At 35.9% G+C, this 16,611-nt stretch carries 20 protein-coding genes; 10 read left to right on the top strand and 10 right to left on the bottom strand.

All coding sequences use genetic code 11. From position 1 onward, the window contains the following. Nucleotides 1-173 precede the first annotated feature (173 nt). The 3 genes from B9T38_RS16240 (at nucleotide 174) to B9T38_RS16230 (ending at nucleotide 2,557) form a co-directional block, all read left to right on the top strand. Nucleotides 174-593, top strand: a complete 420-nt coding sequence (locus B9T38_RS16240; RefSeq protein ID WP_005108788.1) for a DUF6530 family protein — start codon at nucleotides 174-176, stop codon at nucleotides 591-593. Between the two features lie 80 nt (nucleotides 594-673). Continuing rightward, nucleotides 674-1,258 carry a GIY-YIG nuclease family protein gene (locus B9T38_RS16235; RefSeq protein WP_005108780.1) on the top strand — a complete coding sequence of 195 codons (585 nt, stop codon included), beginning with the start codon at nucleotides 674-676 and terminating at the stop codon, nucleotides 1,256-1,258. Nucleotides 1,259-1,348: 90 nt separating this feature from the next. Beyond that, nucleotides 1,349-2,557, top strand: coding sequence for an IS256 family transposase (locus B9T38_RS16230; RefSeq protein WP_086197744.1), 1,209 nt, complete (start codon nucleotides 1,349-1,351; stop codon nucleotides 2,555-2,557). Nucleotides 2,558-2,790: 233 nt separating this feature from the next. Here the strand turns inward: B9T38_RS16230 and B9T38_RS16225 are convergent, their stop codons facing one another. Continuing rightward, a complete protein-coding gene (locus B9T38_RS16225) occupies nucleotides 2,791-3,081 on the bottom strand; it encodes an addiction module antidote protein (protein WP_086197743.1) in 291 nt (96 codons plus the stop codon). A gap of 1 nt (nucleotide 3,082) precedes the next feature. After that, entirely contained in the window at nucleotides 3,083-3,379 is a 297-nt protein-coding gene (locus B9T38_RS16220; RefSeq protein ID WP_004647749.1) for a type II toxin-antitoxin system RelE/ParE family toxin, read from the bottom strand. A 228-nt stretch (nucleotides 3,380-3,607) separates the two neighbouring features. Between B9T38_RS16220 and B9T38_RS16215 the strand changes: the two genes are divergently transcribed. Then, nucleotides 3,608-4,123: a tetratricopeptide repeat protein gene (locus tag B9T38_RS16215; protein WP_086197746.1), complete on the top strand. Its 516-nt coding sequence runs from the start codon at nucleotides 3,608-3,610 to the stop codon at nucleotides 4,121-4,123. A gap of 241 nt (nucleotides 4,124-4,364) precedes the next feature. Here B9T38_RS16215 and B9T38_RS16210 read toward each other — a convergent pair whose 3' ends face one another. From B9T38_RS16210 to B9T38_RS16200, 3 genes are all read right to left on the bottom strand, one after another. After that, complete coding sequence (locus B9T38_RS16210; RefSeq protein ID WP_086197745.1) at nucleotides 4,365-4,592, bottom strand: hypothetical protein; 228 nt, start codon at nucleotides 4,590-4,592, stop codon at nucleotides 4,365-4,367. A gap of 471 nt (nucleotides 4,593-5,063) precedes the next feature. Beyond that, nucleotides 5,064-5,612 carry a plasmid replication DNA-binding protein gene (locus B9T38_RS16205; protein WP_086197742.1) on the bottom strand — a complete coding sequence of 183 codons (549 nt, stop codon included), beginning with the start codon at nucleotides 5,610-5,612 and terminating at the stop codon, nucleotides 5,064-5,066. A 208-nt stretch (nucleotides 5,613-5,820) separates the two neighbouring features. Then, nucleotides 5,821-6,786: a replication initiation protein gene (locus tag B9T38_RS16200; RefSeq protein WP_086197741.1), complete on the bottom strand. Its 966-nt coding sequence runs from the start codon at nucleotides 6,784-6,786 to the stop codon at nucleotides 5,821-5,823. A gap of 446 nt (nucleotides 6,787-7,232) precedes the next feature. Between B9T38_RS16200 and B9T38_RS16195 the strand changes: the two genes are divergently transcribed. Then, nucleotides 7,233-7,526, top strand: a complete 294-nt coding sequence (locus B9T38_RS16195; RefSeq protein ID WP_086197740.1) for a hypothetical protein — start codon at nucleotides 7,233-7,235, stop codon at nucleotides 7,524-7,526. A 205-nt stretch (nucleotides 7,527-7,731) separates the two neighbouring features. Here the strand turns inward: B9T38_RS16195 and B9T38_RS16190 are convergent, their stop codons facing one another. From B9T38_RS16190 to B9T38_RS16180, 3 genes are all read right to left on the bottom strand, one after another. After that, the gene (locus B9T38_RS16190) at nucleotides 7,732-10,146 is read right to left on the bottom strand and encodes a relaxase/mobilization nuclease domain-containing protein (RefSeq protein ID WP_086197739.1); all 2,415 of its coding nucleotides are present in this window, start codon (nucleotides 10,144-10,146) and stop codon (nucleotides 7,732-7,734) included. Further along, on the bottom strand, nucleotides 10,130-10,621 hold the full coding sequence (mobC, locus tag B9T38_RS16185) for a plasmid mobilization relaxosome protein MobC (protein ID WP_086197738.1): 492 nt from the start codon (nucleotides 10,619-10,621) through the stop codon (nucleotides 10,130-10,132). Before mobC ends, B9T38_RS16190 begins: the two co-directional genes overlap by 17 nt. A 374-nt stretch (nucleotides 10,622-10,995) precedes the next feature. Further along, nucleotides 10,996-11,241 carry a hypothetical protein gene (locus B9T38_RS16180; RefSeq protein ID WP_086197737.1) on the bottom strand — a complete coding sequence of 82 codons (246 nt, stop codon included), beginning with the start codon at nucleotides 11,239-11,241 and terminating at the stop codon, nucleotides 10,996-10,998. Between the two features lie 153 nt (nucleotides 11,242-11,394). Between B9T38_RS16180 and B9T38_RS16175 the strand changes: the two genes are divergently transcribed. The 4 genes from B9T38_RS16175 to B9T38_RS16160 all read left to right on the top strand — a co-directional run bounded on the left by B9T38_RS16175 (nucleotide 11,395) and on the right by B9T38_RS16160 (nucleotide 15,519). Further along, nucleotides 11,395-11,619, top strand: a complete 225-nt coding sequence (locus tag B9T38_RS16175; protein WP_005155986.1) for a hypothetical protein — start codon at nucleotides 11,395-11,397, stop codon at nucleotides 11,617-11,619. Between the two features lie 401 nt (nucleotides 11,620-12,020). Continuing rightward, entirely contained in the window at nucleotides 12,021-13,292 is a 1,272-nt protein-coding gene (serS, locus tag B9T38_RS16170; protein ID WP_086197736.1) for a serine--tRNA ligase, read from the top strand. Between the two features lie 181 nt (nucleotides 13,293-13,473). Continuing rightward, nucleotides 13,474-14,400, top strand: coding sequence for a DNA cytosine methyltransferase (locus B9T38_RS16165; protein WP_086197735.1), 927 nt, complete (start codon nucleotides 13,474-13,476; stop codon nucleotides 14,398-14,400). Between the two features lie 12 nt (nucleotides 14,401-14,412). Further along, the gene (locus B9T38_RS16160) at nucleotides 14,413-15,519 is read left to right on the top strand and encodes a HaeII family restriction endonuclease (RefSeq protein WP_086197734.1); all 1,107 of its coding nucleotides are present in this window, start codon (nucleotides 14,413-14,415) and stop codon (nucleotides 15,517-15,519) included. A 72-nt stretch (nucleotides 15,520-15,591) separates the two neighbouring features. Here B9T38_RS16160 and B9T38_RS16155 read toward each other — a convergent pair whose 3' ends face one another. Together B9T38_RS16155 and B9T38_RS16150 are read right to left on the bottom strand one after the other, a co-directional pair. Next, a complete protein-coding gene (locus B9T38_RS16155) occupies nucleotides 15,592-15,906 on the bottom strand; it encodes a BrnA antitoxin family protein (RefSeq protein WP_086197733.1) in 315 nt (104 codons plus the stop codon). Further along, the gene (locus B9T38_RS16150; RefSeq protein WP_086197732.1) at nucleotides 15,893-16,180 is read right to left on the bottom strand and encodes a BrnT family toxin; all 288 of its coding nucleotides are present in this window, start codon (nucleotides 16,178-16,180) and stop codon (nucleotides 15,893-15,895) included. The genes B9T38_RS16155 and B9T38_RS16150 overlap by 14 nt, the downstream gene beginning before the upstream one ends. 335 nt (nucleotides 16,181-16,515) lie before the next feature. Here B9T38_RS16150 and B9T38_RS17070 point away from each other — a divergent pair. Beyond that, a partial coding sequence (locus tag B9T38_RS17070) for a DUF6530 family protein (RefSeq protein WP_251992262.1) occupies nucleotides 16,516-16,611 on the top strand: 96 nt, incomplete at its 3' end.

The raw sequence follows: 16,611 nt of genomic DNA, 5'->3' as shown, positions 1-16,611 counted from the left end.
TTCTTATAGCATAACTTTTTGAAATATAACACTATTTATTTTTCGTTTCGTATAAGCTCTATTATGTTAAATGGAATGAAAAATAAAGCTTTACTTTAGTAATCGATTTAGTAATATTGTTATTAAGTTGTTTAATAAATTGTTTAGTAAATAGGTTACTAAGGAGTAGGGAAATGGATATACCAAATCATTTGTCACATAAGCCAATTGTAAAATTAGAAGATTACACACAATTAGATGGGAAATTTGCTAATCAAACAGATGCGGAAGGCTTATCAATAGGTTTAGCACAATGGAGTAATGCCAAAGAAATGGATTTGTCTGCAAAAGTTTGGAGATACACTGGTGAGAAATGGTCTCGCCAATCTGAAGAATTACCTCTTCATCGTGTATTAGATCTAGCTAGTTTGTTATGTGCTTCTATTAGTTATGCTAAGAATGAAACCTTACCAATCTATGATGATTTTCGTATTACTTTGTCAAAGAATCCTGCATTAATAGAAGTATTAAAACAAGGTATGGCTAATGATGATGAATATTTAGAGAAATCTCTAAAAAGATTGTCTAAATACCTTAAGTCTCTTGGTTATTAAAATATACTTTATGCGAAATGCTCAAGTTAAGGACATTTTTAGTACTTTTTTAAAATTCTAAGTAAATTAGGAGCTTTTGTATGTGGGATTACAAAATGCAATCTCTTGAGGATGAGCATAAACGACAATATAACTCTGTCGAAGCGTGGATCTATATTGGTATTGATACTGATAGAATGGGAATGGCTAAAATTGGTTTAACTAACGGTGAATTACAAACTAGAGCTACTAGTAGTCAGAATCCTTTTTATACACTACTAGTTGCATTCAAAGTAAAAGTTGGTATTAGTAGTTCCGAAATTGCACAAATTGAGAGAGCTGTATTAACAGAAGTTGCTAAATATTATGAGCCTATAAATCACTATAATACTGGCAGAAGATCAGAATGGTTTTATGGTAATCCTTATGAAATTAGAGACTTTGTCCATAATTTTCTTTATAACGAATACTATAGAGAAATGAATTCTTATCACTGTGGCATAAGAGATCAAGGATTTATTAACGGATGGGAGAATGAACATTTTTTACATGGTAAAACCAGAAACCCTTATCAGGTAAGTGATATAAGTAATCCTCCTGAAAATCCTGATTGTTTTAATTATGGTGGTTGTGGGGACGCTGAATGTGAAACATGTGGTGATCAATGGTTTCTTAAGAGTAGGTAGTTAATTACTATAATTCTAGAGACTGTAAATTAAATTGTGTAATTGCCTGAATTTGCTATGTTCATATTCACAACGGAGTCAGGCAACATGATGAACGAACAAAAACTAAAAGACCTTGCAGCAGAATTTGCTAAAGGAATCAAAACAGAAGACGATCTCAACCAATTCACCCGATTGTTGACTAAACTCACTGTTGAAACGGCTCTCAATGCCGAACTTACCGAACATCTCGGACATGAAAAGAATGCTCGTAAGAACGGTTCAAATGCCCGTAACGGTTATTCCAGTAAGACCGTGCTTAGCGATGATGGGGAGATTGAGATCACCACACCACGAGATCGTGACGGTACATTTGAGCCACAGCTGATTAAAAAGAATCAGACCCGTATCACGCAAATGGATAGCCAGATTCTATCCCTCTATGCCAAAGGTATGACTACCCGTGAAATTGTTGCTACCTTTAAGGAAATGTATGATGCTGATGTATCTCCAACGCTCATTTCCAAGGTGACTGATGCCGTCAAGGAGCAGGTTGCTGAATGGCAAAACCGTCCGCTGGATGCGATCTATCCCATCGTTTATATGGACTGTATTGTGGTTAAAGTCCGTCATAATGGCAGTGTCATCAACAAGGCTGTATTCCTTGCCTTAGGCATTAATCTTGATGGACAGAAAGAACTGCTCGGTATGTGGATGGCTGAGAATGAAGGTGCAAAGTTCTGGCTGAATGTCCTGACTGAGCTTAAAAACCGAGGGTTGCAGGATATTCTGATCGCCTGTGTGGATGGACTAAAAGGCTTTCCTGATGCCATTAACAGCGTATACCCGCAAACCCATATCCAGCTGTGCATTATCCATATGCTGCGTAACAGCTTGAAATACGTGTCATGGAAAGATTACAAAGCCGTCACTCAGGATTTAAAAGCCGTTTATCAGTCACCTACTGAAGAGGCTGCATTGATGGCCTTGGATCAATTTGCTCAAACATGGGATGACAAGTACCCACAGATTAGCAAAAGCTGGCGTACACACTGGGAGAATCTGAATACCTTCTTTGCTTATCCAGCCGAGATTCGCAAAGCCATCTACACTACCAACGCAATCGAGTCATTAAACAGCGTAATACGCCAAGCGATCAAAAAACGTAAAGTCTTTCCAACGGATGATTCTGTACGTAAAGTGATTTACCTGGCAATTGATGCAGCGTCTAAAAAGTGGAATATGCCTATTCGCGACTGGCGTTTAGCCATGAGCCGCTTTATTATTGAATTCGGTGACCGCTTAAGCAATCACCTTTAAATTTATGAAAAGCAATTACACAAAATTATTTACAGGCTCTAATTCTATGACCTTGTTGCTTTTGGAAATCCAATTTTAGTATCTAGAACTAGGTTTTCAATGAAATCATACTTTAGTTCTTTATTATTATTTATTGTTAAATTTTTAATTTTTCTAAAATTAACATAATACACCTTATACGAAATCAAAAATGGGAGCCTTTAGCTCCCATTTTTACTACATTTTTTAAAATTTTAGGCATGTTGTACTGTGAGTTTTAAGCCTAAAGCATTCACTACACGATTAATCGTATCAAAACGTGGTGCTGAATCCTGACGTAGGGCTTTGTAGAGTGCTTCACGCCCAATCCCTGCTTCTTTAGCGATTTGAGTCATACCACGAGCTTTAGCAATTACGCCAAGAGCATGAGCTAATTCAGCTGGATCATTGTCTTCAAGAACCATGTTGAGATACATCAGAATGTCTTCTTCTGTTTTGAGTGACTCAGCCATATCAAAACTTGGTAAATCAGCGACTTTAACCATTTTAATCCTCCAATGTTTTCGATAGTTTGACTGCACGATCGATGTCTTGTTGTTGAGTCGATTTATCTCCTCCACCAAGCATTACAATCACTACGTCACCATGTTGGATGTAATACATCCTCCATCCAGAACCGAAGAATTCTCTCATTTCCCAAACGCCATCTTGGAGAGGTTTAATGTCTCCCCAGTTTCCACGTTGAACCTTATCTAATCGACGATTCAGGCGGATACGGGTCATATTGTCTTTAATGCCATCCAACCATTCATCAAATTCTGGCAGACGTTTAATTTCAATCATGAGGATTCCTTCTCTTCTCACCACATTGTATTCGATCGAATACAATGTGCAAGTAATTTATACGGACATCCATTAATTTCGTATAAGCGCCATTATGTTAAATCACTCTAATTTTTCATCTTAATAAAGTATTATTAATAACATAACGAATTAAATATAACTTTGATTTGAAGGCATAAAATGAAATTTTTCAAACTTGCATCTATTGCTCTAGGACTGATCTTTTCTATGGAAACTTTGGCAAATCCAACATTTTCAAATGAGTTATTAACAAAGGCTGAAAATGGTGATTCATCAGCACAATTAGAATTAGCCGATGTATATATACATGGTTACGGTATTGAAGAAGATGAAGCTCAAGCCGAAAGCTGGGCTATTAAGTCAGCGGAAAGTGGCAATATCTATGCAATGTATTGGCTTGGTGATGGGTATGCGACATATGCTGGTTTAGTTGAAGATATGGACCCAACTGATGCTGAAGAACATTATAAGAAAGCTTTTGTGTGGTTCTCAAAAGGATCTGACTTAAATCATACTGATTCTATGGTGGGTTTAGCTAATTTATATCGTAATGGTGAGGGAGTTACTGAAGATACTGCTAAGGCATTAGATTTATTTAAAAAAGCTGCGTCTCTTGGCAGTAAAGAGGCTATGAGGGATCTTGAATTTATGTATCGATATGGAATAGGTGTAGAAAAAAATTTAGATAAAGCAAAATTTTGGGAAGATAAGGCACAGATGTAACTATGTAGAATAATTAAAATTAACATAATACACCTTATACATACGAAATTTTAAAAATGTGATTATCTTTTTGATAATAAACAAAATTTAAAAATTTCGTATAGCCGCCATTATGTTAAATGGAGGAGAAAAAAAGCTATATTTTCTATTTTTTAAAATAAAATATGATCAGTAAAATCAGAATAATACCCAGTATGAAACCAATAACTGTTCTTTCCATAGCAAGTTCTCCCTATGATATCTATTCAAAATGAAGTTGATATTCATCTGTAGTTATTTTTAGCTTTAAACCTTTATATTTTCTTTTGGTAGAGCTAAGAGCAGATTCTGTAACTTCTGTATAAAATTTTGAGTCATTCATGAGATCATGAAATAACTTATATCCAATCAATAGCTTACTAGATTTTTTATTTTCTTTAAGATTTTCTTCTATTAACTGATCTAAATCTTTTACAGAAAAACTATGCATATTACCCTCCATAGTATCTTTCTGATAGAACACCATACAGGCTTAGCAAGAGGATTTAAAGCTTTATTAGATAATTGATATTTATGAAATTATGAGAAAAATAATATATTAGATTAATCTATCTAAAGTTAAGATTTTCTAAAATTAACATAATACGGATTATCCAAAATCAGCGAAGTATGGTTTTAATTTCCTGTTGGAAAGCCATGAAACATCCATTGTATTCCCCATACGACTGCTAGGATTAAGATTACTGAAACAATAATTTTTAATTCATACATTCTTTAAGGATTCCTAAAATTAACATAATACACCTTATACGAAATGCTGTATAATTATCCTTATAATTCAAAGCTGTAGTTTCTAGTTTATAGCCCATCTTCCCCAAGGTGGGCTTTTTTTGTGATTTTTCACGTTCCACGATTAATATTTAAACAATGTTCCACGATTTTAATTAGATCAAGTTAAGAATCAATTGTCAAAAACAGCCTTCGCCAAACGACCGAATAAACCTCGTTTTTTAGGTTCAGGTGTTATCGTAGCAGTTTGCTGAATAGGCTTATTTTCTATTGCTGTAACTTGTTCGGGCTGTACAATTTCTTGTAAGTCTGTAGTTGTACGGATTTGTTCATTTGTACTGTCAGCCTGACTGTCAGGCTGAATATTTTTAGGGGTATAGCCAAGTGCTAATGTTAGGTTGTCAATTTTATCTTTAAGTTGCTCAATCTCTTTGTACATACGCCTTTCACGTTCTTCAGAAACTGACTTATCGTGCCGTAATTCTTCAATTAATTGCTTGTACAGTTCTATTGTAGTGTTGTCTGTTTTCGTACTGTCAGCCTGACTGTAATCCTTACTGTCAGGCGTACCGTATACACGTTGCATTTCACTAAGATCAATGACTTTTCGATTCTTAGCATCAATTTCATAACTGATAGAACCATTCTTCATACGATCATAAATAGATGTACGAGCGATCCCATATTTTTTAGCTAATTCAGCAACAGTAAATTTAGGCATTACTTTTTTGATTATGGTTCTAGTTAATTAATCATATCTGATTCTAAGCTGAGGTAGGAGTGAATCATAATTACGCATTCAGATAAAAGCTATTAAAGAAGAGCAGATTCTTAAAAAACAATATCAAAATCAAACTCTTCAAATTATTGTAGCTATTAAAGTGTTTCTGCAATGTGAATAGCTGTGTCGTGGGATGATTTGGCCATGACTAAAAAACAACGCCAAATTCTTTCAATTTGTTTTCCCATTGATCTGCTGTTGTATCAGTTGTGATTTCTTCTTTGATACGTTTCATCATCCCTATAATTGATTCATCACTTTGCTTAAATCGATCTGCTAAACCATTCGACATGATTAACCCTGTAATCTTACTTGCTCTATGCCCTAAATCGCTTGTTTTAGACTGTTTTAGAGCATCGCTAAAGGTTTGAATGTCAGGAGAGCTAAAATCGCGGTTTCTCTGCGTGTCAAAAAGGGGATTATTTGACGATTCTCTTGGTGTTTTTAAGACTTTTTTGTCTTGAAACTTCAGAACAATACTTGTGATCTTGCGTCCTGTCCGTTTTGGCTCAATGGTGAGATTGTAGGGGCTATGCTCATTAATTTCTTTAGTTGCCTGATCAATAACTCGTTTTTTTAAATCCGCCCAAACTGGATATTTATTTTGTAGTTGGAACATCCAACGAAGATCTTCAAGGCTGATTTCACGTTTTCCGATACTACGGTATTGCATTATTAGTTCATAGAAACGAATAGAGTAAGGGCTAGACATGCCAACAATGTCTGATTCTAAGTATTTAGTAAATTCAGATTTCAAATTAGATAAAAATGGCAAGATGGGCTTTGAGAAGCGAATAAAAGCTACTTTAGATCCATTAAATACTTTCTCTTGAATCCATCTAAATGAGTCCGACTCATCACCATCCCGAAGTACGATAGATCGCTCATATAAACGGTTTACGGCATTCTTAAACTCTTTGTGTGATGCTTTTTCATCTCCACCGAGTTTGACCAAATTTTTGGTAGTAAGAGGATATAAAACATCGTCTGATATTTCCTCGCCTTTTGGAACCTGAGCAATAGCACTTAGAATTAATCGTTGTTCTATTGTTGTAAGAGTATAAGACGCTTCAATGACCTGATTTGATTTTACGATCAAATTATTTTTAAGCATATTGATAGTAACTTTAAATTATTATGGACAAATATATATCTGTCCTTCTTTAGTGTCAACAGTGCGGGAATCTGTCCATATTAGTGCGGGAATCTGTCCATATTAGTGCGGGAATCTGTCCATGTTTTGCGGGAATCTGTCCATGTTTGGGGCTGAAAAGCCTTGCTACATAAGCGTTTCAGAGGGCCTAAAATCTTTTAAAAGTATTAAAATAATAAAAAGGAGAAAACATGAAAAATTGCCCTTGGTTTTCGCTACGCTCAAACTCTATTGAATCTCGCTCTCGCTCGATTCCTGGGGCAATTTTTTCTCAAATACCAACTTTGGTAAAAGGAAAAAAAGCTTAGGTTTGAATTTTTTTTTGTTAAAACTAGACAATTGATAAAGTGAAATTTTAGAACTCTATAAAATTAGTAATTGCTCAAAAACTGATTTTAGAGAAATAAATGACAATATTTGAAATAAGCAACATATATGATCCAGTGACTTTATTGTCTTCAAATATTGAGCTTTTGAATGACAAAACAGTATTAATTTTTCTACACTTTGATGTCGCTTTACTAAAGTTAAAAAGCACAAATTTAATTAGTATTAGTGAAGACCTCATAGAATTTTATATAGATAAACAGAACATTATTCTAGATATAAAAGCAGGTTCTAAAACAGCCATTAATGAATTAAAAATTATTTTTGACAAAGCTTTAAATTATGAATCGACCCACATTAAAAAGTTATTGTAATAAGTTTTTTATACTCGCTACGCTCGGTTTAGGCTCAATACTCTGCATGTGATTTTCACTCTTTTAGGCTTCACTCCCTAAAAAACGGTTTTTCAGAGAGTCTAGATGCGAATTTTAGTGGTTCGCTCGTAGACACTCGCTCTGTGAAACACTTTTAATGCCTAAAAGAAAACAGCCCTCAAGGGCTGCTAACTGTTTAGATTTTCTAATGAAAATTTAAATCGAGATTGGACTCTCTTGAAGGTTTAAGCTGAGAGCTTTGTTCTTTAACCTGGCTTTGATGGGGAGGGGTTAGAATAGCTTGGACATTCTCTGTGATCTCTCCAAAAGTCTCTAAACATGCATGATACGAGGCTCTTTGCTCCTTTAAGTGCGAATTTTGAGGGGCTAAAATTACTTCACATTCCAAGTGCCGTAGCATTTTTTTATCATTTTTGATGATTTCTTCAAGTCTCTGGTAGTCATGTGAGTAGAGCATTTTACGTGCTTGTTTCATGTATTCATTAAGATTTTTCGCCTTTTGCTCCGTAAAGTTAATGAGTGAAATGACGTTTTTGCTTTGATAGGCTTGTTCTTGTTGTGCTGAAAGCTCTTTGTGAGAGGCAATATAGCCAGGATAGTAACCATCAGTCCTCAAGTTGCTAAAGTCCGTAGCAGGCTTTGGCTTAGGGCGAAAATCTGCAAAATCCTGAGTTAGCTGATCAAGGTCTTGATTAAAACTTTTAAAGATTCGATGGTGTTCGCAAGCAAAGCTACTTGCTCTTTCAGCGTCTCTATATCTTTGTAAAAGTCTTGACTCACAGGCATCTGCTCTAGCTTCGACAGCAATGGATCGACTCTTTTCCCCACTAATTCGATGACAATATTTTCCAAGTTCAGATTGTTCAAGGCTGTAGTGGACTGCGTTTCCAATTGGGCTAGCAAGTTTTTCTGATAGTCCTTTAACAATGCCTCTGAAAATCCTGCCTGTTTCAGCTTGGAAATTTGCATTTTCAGCTCTGTGATCAATGTTTTCTGAGTCTCGATTAAGTCGTTGTAAGTGCTCACGGTGACTTTTAAGGAACTGATTTGCTGAGACAAATAGCTGTTTTGCTGTGCTAACAAGTTGTTCTGTTCTGCTAACAAGTTGTTCTGTTCCGCTAGAATCTTGTCGATTTCGGTCTGCATCAATTATCTCCCCTGCTGCTGCGTCATGTGCGCTAAGTTGACTATTACTTGGTTTTGACTGGCGATTGTCTTTCGGTACGTACTGGACTGATAACTGAGAAATAAAACGATTAAAAACATCAACATTCCAAAAGCTAGACTCCCCCAAATGACGTAAGTCCTTTGTTGAGTACTCAAATTTTCCGTAATTAGAGAGTGAATCTTGTGCTGCAATAGCTCCTGTTGGTCCGCTATCGCCTGCTCGACTTGGGCTTGGACTAATGCTTGTAAGCTCTCGGGATTGATTGAAATATTGCCGATTGCGTTGTCGATTTCCGTTTGTAAGGAATGCATCGAGACTGAAAGTTGTTTGAGTTTCGATAAATCTATACTCGATAGAGTCTGTTGGAGTGTCTCTAGGAAGGTCTCTAGTTGCTCCATAAAGCTCTCTGTTGTTGCTTTGAGGGCTTGGGGTGATAAGTTCCCTATGTTGGTAAAAATCGAGCTTAAATGCGATTCTATGGCTGTTGTCGTAGTCTCTACCTTGTGTAAGAGGGTAGTGCTTTTGATTATAGGTAGCTCGCTTTGCTCGACTAGCTGCAACAAGGTTATCAGCTTCCCTGATAGCTGATCTAAGCTCGTCAGGAGTTGCTCTACTTGCTGCTGCCTCTCTGAGGCGCTGTGTGTAAGCTCCAATTTCGAAGTTTTCAAAATAAAAATCCCCTCTAAGTCGGTGTTTGATGCCGTTGTCTAGTATGACTGTCAAAAATTCCTTGCTTGGCTTGATTGACTGCACTCCTTTGAAACACTCAATTTCAGCCACAATATCTGCTCGGTTTTCAATCTCCCCTGCTTTCAACATTTTGTGGATGTGCATATCTGCATATCTGCAAAATTGCTTTCTTTTCATTTTTTCAAGATCTTGTTTTGGAATGATTTTTTCCGCATTTTTGTTGATCTTGGCAACGTGATTCGGTTCTTGCGTTGTATTTGACCAGCTCAATTCGTCAGGGCGTGACCATTGATACTTGGTATTGAAGTAGTCCCGAAGTGGGTCGAAATAGCTTTCATGGCCAGGTGGTGCGATGTTGAGGTGTTTGCCGCTTTCTAAGTCGAGTCGGGGCACTAAAATGTGAATGTGCTTTGAGCCATCATCGTCAGTGTGTTGTACCGCAAAAAGGTGGTATTGCGATGGATCAAGTCCAGAAAAGGCATGTTTCTCAAACTCCGCTAAAACTTCTTGGATCTGCTCTGGAGTTGGGTTGTCGTCTTTGGACCATGCAATCACACCACTGGTGTACTTCCATAGGTGAGGGCTTGAGTTACAAATGGAATTAAACGTGGTCGCATCACCTCGTAGCACATCAACGCCTGCTCGTACATGTCCTTTGTGGTCAAGCTCGTCTAAGAGATAGGATGAGGCAAGTGCAGCCGATCCTTTCCCATGAACTAAAAACTTAATATGCACTTTCATCCTCCTCTGCTAACTGGAGTGAAGACAGCTGTTTTTGATACCTTTCGGGCGTTTGTCGATTTATCTTTGGTAAAGCAGGTGAGATTTGCTCTAAGTCATCTTGAATCACTTTTAGGACTCGAATGCAGCTGAAAATATCGAGCTTTCGCTGCTCTTGAGGATCTGCATTTTTGATGACGTTGAGTGCTCGTGCAATTTGGTTCAGATTGTTCCCGATCTTGGCGAGTTCAAGAAGTAATGCAGGGTCTGTATGTTGATAGCGTTTGACGACCTCAAGCACAGTTTTGGTTTTGATTCTAGGTGAATCTTCTTGTTGATCATGAGGATGTTGAACGGTCACGGAATTTTTCATCACCTCGTGCTGAATGAGGGAATGAATGAAGTCGGTGAAAGTGGTGTTTTCTAGTTCTAGGTGTTTCTCAAGCTGCTCTAGCTGTAGCTGGGTGAGCCTGAAATCTTTGCGTTTTGTTCGCATACCATCATCCCTATTAAAATGCTTTTGCTTTTGCTTTTGCTTTTGAGGGTCTTAGGGAGGTCTCCTCCCTAACAAGCCCCGTACACACAAAATTCGTAGAATTTTGTGTGTACGGGTAGGCTTGCTTATTTCATTTCGGATTCCTGAAAGGCTCGAAAATCATTAAGGATGATGGTATGACGAGGAGTTTTTTAGTTGTAAAAAAAAGGCTTAAAGTTCATGAAAAAGGTTTATTTTTAAATCTGTTTATCTCAGTAAGCCATACCCATAAAGTGAGTTTATGGCTCTCATTTTTTCTTTTTTCAGATCTAAATTGTTCCTCTTTTATAGCGTTTATTCTGAAATGCTACAAAAGAGGAAAAACGATTCATAACTTAATAGTCAAAGTTAAAGAAATTTTCTGGGAAACAAGAACGGAAAGCTTTTTGAATATCGCTGTACTCGCATTCGGGATGCTCCTCTAAATAACGTCTAGTCCAAATCAGTGTGGCTTCATAATCGTTAAAGCACTGATCGAGTTGTAAAAAAATCCAGAGTTCATGTGCTTTTTGAATGAAAAAGTCATTGATGATCATAAGTACAATTTTCTTTTCAGCGTTTGAATCAGGATATGAGTACATAGTGTGTTTCTCCTATAGAGATGATAAATAGGTTGCTTGATAAGCTATTTATAACACATAAAAATATGTGTTTACCACATAATTTTATGTGTTTTTATGTAAATATAACCCTATGCTATAATCTCAAGACACCTTTTCTATAAATTTAATCAAATGCCATATACTGAATTTCAACGTCTTATCGGTAAAGCAGGGCTTTCAATTAAGGAATTTGCTGCATTATTGGATATGAAACCCAATTCGATAACGAATTACAGTAAACAAGGTGTGGTTCCTACACATATCGCTGTAATCGTTGCGTTGATTTCTACGATGAAAGATGAGGGATTAGATTTCTATCCAATTTTTGAAAAAATTAAGTCGTATTCACAAGAATAAAATTCTCATTTTTTGATCGCTGTAAGCTTTTTACTAGATATTGATGACGTAAAAAATGCCTGAAGTTCAGGCATTTTTTCATTTTGGGTACTTATAAACCTCGATAGAACTTTTTAACAAAGTTTCGAGTTTTGAGAACCAGGGTATTCATCAAAGTCTTACGTTCTGAGATCTTAGGACTAGCAATCGGTAAACCGGACATTTCTACTTGAGGTTTACACCCGAATTTCGTATATGAGATTTTATGTTAAATCAGTTTTTATAATCTAAAAAAGTATCTAAAAATTGGTTGCTATTTATACGTTTTAAGCGGTTGTAAATAAATTAGAAAAATTAGGTTATCACTTGGATTGTAAAGCTTTTAGACTATAGCTAATTTTTTACTTTGCAAAAGATAAGTTATGATCGACCCGAAATTAATCAGAAATAATATCGAGGCTGTAAATGTAGCCTTAGCAAAACGTGGGGTACAGCTCAACGTTGAAGAATGGGCATCTTTAGAAGCTCGACGTAAAGATATTCAGTCTCGTACCGAAAATTTACAGGCTGAACGTAACTCGGGTGCAAAACAAGTTGGTCAAATTAAAAAAGCAGGCGGTGATGCCTCTGAAATCATGGCACGTATGTCTGTCATTGGTGATGAGATCAAAGCTGTAGAAGTTGAGTTGAATAAACTTCAAGCTGAACTTGATGCAAAATTGATGTCGATTCCAAACATGCCTCATGAGTCTGTACCAGAAGGTAAAGACGAAAGTGACAATGTTGAAGTTTTAAAATGGGGTACACCACGTCAGTTCGATTTTGAAGTTAAAGACCATACCGATCTTGGTGAAATGATGGGTGGTTTGGAGTTTGAAACTGCGACTAAATTGACAGGTACGCGTTTTAGCGTACTCAAAGGTCCATTGGCACGTTTACAGCGTGCGTTGACGCAATTTATGCTCGATACCCATACACTTAAAAATGGTTATACTGAAGCTTATGTACCATATCTTGTTAATGCAGATTCGTTGCGTGGTACTGGTCAATTGCCTAAATTTGAAGAAGATTTATTTAAACTTCAAGGCGAAAAAGAATATTACCTGATTCCAACAGCAGAAGTACCTGTAACCAATTTCGTGCGTGACGAAATTATTGATGCAGATCGTCTACCCTTGAAATATGTAGCTCATACACCATGTTTTCGTAGTGAAGCAGGCTCTTATGGTCGTGATACCCGTGGTTTGATTCGCCAACACCAGTTTGACAAAGTTGAAATGGTTCAAATTGTTAAACCTGAAGAGTCTATGGATGCTTTAGAAGCATTGACAGGCCATGCAGAAGGCATCTTGCAAGCTTTAGGACTACCATATCGTAAGATCGTGTTATGTGGTGGTGATATGGGTTTTGGCGCATGCAAGACTTACGACCTAGAAGTATGGGTACCAAGCCAAAATACTTACCGTGAAATTTCCTCATGTTCAAATATGTGGGATTTTCAAGCACGTCGTATGAAAGCACGTTACCGTACAGATCAAAAGAAAACTGAATTCGTACATACATTGAATGGTTCAGGTTTGGCTGTGGGTCGTACACTATTAGCCGTGATGGAAAATTATCAACGTGCTGATGGTTCGATAGAAATCCCTGAAGTGTTACGTTCATATATGAATAGAGCTGAACACATTGATTAAGTAAAAACTAAAGTTTCATCAAGCAACGGCTTGGTTGGTGGAAATAACATCTACTAAGCACTTGCTTGGTTGGTGAATGCTATAAAAAACGACATTGAATGTCGTTAAGATGCCTATATGTACATAATGAGTAGAATATTTTAGGTACAATTTAGCAGTTTTAATTTTGAAGAAAGAAATTATGTCATCGTCTGACTATAGAATTATTGATCTTTTCGCTGGAATTGGTGGCATACGTTTAGGCTTTGAAAAGCATGGTTGTAAAAGTGTTTTTTCTTCTGAATGGGATGAACACGCTAAAAAAATATATAAAGATAATTTTGGGGAAGAACCTTTTGGGGATATTAACTTAATAGAGCCTAAAGATATTCCTGATCACGACATTTTATTAGCAGGGTTTCCATGTCAACCATTTAGTATTGCAGGGAAAGGATTAGGTTTCTCTGACACTAGAGGAACTTTATTTTTTAATATTGAAGAAATTTTAAGAGTAAAAAAACCTAAAGCTTTTTTACTTGAAAATGTAAAGCGCCTCACTACACATGATAAAGGCAATACATTTCAAACTATTAAAAACAAGCTAGAAAATTTAGGTTACCACTTACACTACAAAGTTCTTAATTCTCTAGAATATGGCGGTGTACCTCAAAAAAGAGAGCGTATCTATATTATAGGATTTTTAGGTAAAGTTGATTTTGATTTTCCTGAAAAATTAGAAGGATATAAGCCTTTAGCTGAAATTTTAGAAAATGATGCTGACATTGAATCTAAATATTTTTTATCAGAAGAAATTAAAAATAAGAGATTTGAAAAGTTAAAAAAGGAACCACCAATGCCATCAATCTGGCATGAAAACATTGGAGGAAACATTTCAGCATTGCCATATTCTTGTGCTTTAAGAGCTGGAGGGAGTTATAACTATCTAGTTGTTAACGGTGTAAGACGATTGACAGGGCGTGAAATGTTACGTCTACAAGGATTTCCTGATAGTTATAAAATAAATGTCCCATATACTCAAGCAAGAAAAGTTGCTGGAAATTCAGTAACTGTTACTGTTATTGAACGAATTGCTGAAAATTTAATTAAGTCATTAAATAAATTAGATTAATTGGTGGGGAAGATGAATACTGTGGATGAGGCTAAAGCTGCACTTGATTCTTTAGTAACAAAAGGTCGTGCACATTTGTATAAGCCAATGCAAATTGCTGAAATTTTAAGAATACATAGGTTAGAACTGGAAGATATAGATCCATTAAGTCTTGAAACATATAGAACTAAATCAAAAAAGTGGAGGGATGCTGTAACCTCAAGATTAGTTGGACGTAATTCAACATCAAGTTCTAAATATCAAGATAACTTATTTGAAGAAAATGCGATGCCACCAAGATTATTGAGCATTTTAGCAAGTGAGAATAATAGAACAAATGGTGCAGTAGAAGCATACATTTATACCTTATTTGCTGAACGTTTAGGTGCAGTATCAAGTAGTGTTGGTTATTGTTTATCGCATGATGCATCAAATTTTAAGTTAACAGAATTTATGGATTCTTTTTGGACTGAGCCAGGACTAAAAAGAAGTATAGATAAAGTTTATGAATGTGTTGTTTATGCTCTATTTTCATCAATTGTTTCAGCAATAGATGCTGAAATCACACTTTCCTATAATACTGAAAAGAAAGAAGTAATTGAGGAATTTGAAGATTTTACTAAAGCTGTAATGAATATATCAATATCCGATGCAATTTTTAAAACAGCTGGGAATGTTCATAGAATTGGTGCAACAAATGCAGCGGATAGAGGTTTAGATATTTGGACTAATTTCGGTGTTATTGTTCAAATTAAACATTTAGCTTTAACTGAAGAAATAGCTGAAGATATTTGTACCTCATTAACTGCTGATAGAATCGTAATTGTGTGCAAGAAAGTAGAAGCAAAGCTTATAACTTCATTATTAACTCAGATTGGTTGGAAAAGTCGTATCCAAAGTATCGTGACAGAGGATCAGCTAGTTCAATGGTATGAAAGAGCATTAAGAGGTAAGTATTCTGATCTATTAAGTGGCACACTATTAGTGAATTTACAGACGGAAATACAAAGAGAATTCCCTGCTACATTAGATGATAACTTTCTTTCATTTTACAAAGAAAGAGATTATCACTCATTGCCTGTAGATGGTATTTGGCTTCCAGAATCGGGAAGTAAAATACTTCCAAATGAAGATGAATAATCTTTGAGTTTTTCTAAAATTAACATAATACACGTTATACGAAGTCAAAAATGGGAGCCTAAGCTCCCATTTTTATTGATGATTTTTTAAATCTTTTAACATTGCTTCACGTAGAATTTTATTCATGCGTGTCTGATAGCCTTTCCCTTGTGCTTTTAACCATGCCAGTACATCAGCATCAAGACGAACAGAGGTTTGTTGCTTCACTGGACGATAAAATTGCCCATGACGAATAGCATTACTCCAGTCTGTAATTTCAGGAATATCTGATAGATCTAGCTGATCGTCAGGAACCGTTCCCTTAGCAAGCAAGCGTTCAATTTCAGCATCTTGCTTGTTACTGAAATTTTCATTCAGCTCTTTGCGTGTATATCTAACCATGCTCATATTGATTTCGCTCCGCCTTAGTTACCTGTCTGGCACTAATGATTCGTATGATTTCACAGTCATCTTCATCAAAGATGGTGTGGGCTACTAGTAGCATTAGTACGCCTTTTACTTTTCCAATGGTCTGCCAACGTTCTTCACCATCGGTATGTCTGTCTTGGATTGAGATCCTCAGCTGATCTTCAAAAATAAGGCTTGCCGTTTCGAAAGAGACATCATGCTTTTTCTGATTCTTTCGATTCTTTGCCTCATCCCATTCGAAATATTGTTCCATAAAAAACATTCAAATTTGTATATACAATAATGTATCACAAAATTGTATCACTCAAGTTGAGAAGCGTAATTTTTAGTCAAATTTATTGGCAAGAACTATCAAAACCGCTCATAAAAAAGCCGACTTGTTTCCAAGTCGGCTTTTCGGGTTTGCGCCCCCGATTTCTTATAGCATAACTTTTTGAAATATAACACTATTTATTTTTCGTTTCGTATAAGCTCTATTATGTTAAATGGAATGAAAAATAAAGCTTTACTTTAGTAATCGATTTAGTAATATTGTTATTAAGTTGTTTAATAAATTGTTTAGTAAATAGGTTACTAAGGAGTAGGGAAATGGATATACCAAATCATTTGTCACATAAGCCAATTGTAAAATTAGAAGATTACACACAATTAGATGGGAAATTTGCTAATCAAACAGATGCGGAA

Source organism: Acinetobacter sp. ANC 4218 (assembly GCF_002135245.1).
In the GTDB taxonomy this organism is placed as follows: Bacteria; Pseudomonadota; Gammaproteobacteria; order Pseudomonadales; family Moraxellaceae; genus Acinetobacter.
Note: the sequence above shows the minus strand (reverse complement) of the source record. Positions and strands in the feature narration are given on the sequence as shown.

Bases quoted from the DNA above. Each gene is read 5' to 3' on its own strand.
- B9T38_RS16240 (WP_005108788.1), top strand. From the start codon at position 174: ATGGATATACCAAATCATTTGTCACATAAGCCAATTGTAAAATTAGAA.
- B9T38_RS16235 (WP_005108780.1), top strand. From the start codon at position 674: ATGTGGGATTACAAAATGCAATCTCTTGAGGATGAGCATAAACGACAA.
- B9T38_RS16230 (WP_086197744.1), top strand. From the start codon at position 1,349: ATGAACGAACAAAAACTAAAAGACCTTGCAGCAGAATTTGCTAAAGGA.
- B9T38_RS16225 (WP_086197743.1), bottom strand. From the start codon at position 3,081: ATGGTTAAAGTCGCTGATTTACCAAGTTTTGATATGGCTGAGTCACTC.
- B9T38_RS16220 (WP_004647749.1), bottom strand. From the start codon at position 3,379: ATGATTGAAATTAAACGTCTGCCAGAATTTGATGAATGGTTGGATGGC.
- B9T38_RS16215 (WP_086197746.1), top strand. From the start codon at position 3,608: ATGGAAACTTTGGCAAATCCAACATTTTCAAATGAGTTATTAACAAAG.
- B9T38_RS16210 (WP_086197745.1), bottom strand. From the start codon at position 4,592: ATGCATAGTTTTTCTGTAAAAGATTTAGATCAGTTAATAGAAGAAAAT.
- B9T38_RS16205 (WP_086197742.1), bottom strand. From the start codon at position 5,612: ATGCCTAAATTTACTGTTGCTGAATTAGCTAAAAAATATGGGATCGCT.
- B9T38_RS16200 (WP_086197741.1), bottom strand. From the start codon at position 6,786: ATGCTTAAAAATAATTTGATCGTAAAATCAAATCAGGTCATTGAAGCG.
- B9T38_RS16195 (WP_086197740.1), top strand. From the start codon at position 7,233: ATGACAATATTTGAAATAAGCAACATATATGATCCAGTGACTTTATTG.
- B9T38_RS16190 (WP_086197739.1), bottom strand. From the start codon at position 10,146: ATGAAAGTGCATATTAAGTTTTTAGTTCATGGGAAAGGATCGGCTGCA.
- mobC (WP_086197738.1), bottom strand. From the start codon at position 10,621: ATGCGAACAAAACGCAAAGATTTCAGGCTCACCCAGCTACAGCTAGAG.
- B9T38_RS16180 (WP_086197737.1), bottom strand. From the start codon at position 11,241: ATGTACTCATATCCTGATTCAAACGCTGAAAAGAAAATTGTACTTATG.
- B9T38_RS16175 (WP_005155986.1), top strand. From the start codon at position 11,395: ATGCCATATACTGAATTTCAACGTCTTATCGGTAAAGCAGGGCTTTCA.
- serS (WP_086197736.1), top strand. From the start codon at position 12,021: ATGATCGACCCGAAATTAATCAGAAATAATATCGAGGCTGTAAATGTA.
- B9T38_RS16165 (WP_086197735.1), top strand. From the start codon at position 13,474: ATGTCATCGTCTGACTATAGAATTATTGATCTTTTCGCTGGAATTGGT.
- B9T38_RS16160 (WP_086197734.1), top strand. From the start codon at position 14,413: ATGAATACTGTGGATGAGGCTAAAGCTGCACTTGATTCTTTAGTAACA.
- B9T38_RS16155 (WP_086197733.1), bottom strand. From the start codon at position 15,906: ATGAGCATGGTTAGATATACACGCAAAGAGCTGAATGAAAATTTCAGT.
- B9T38_RS16150 (WP_086197732.1), bottom strand. From the start codon at position 16,180: ATGGAACAATATTTCGAATGGGATGAGGCAAAGAATCGAAAGAATCAG.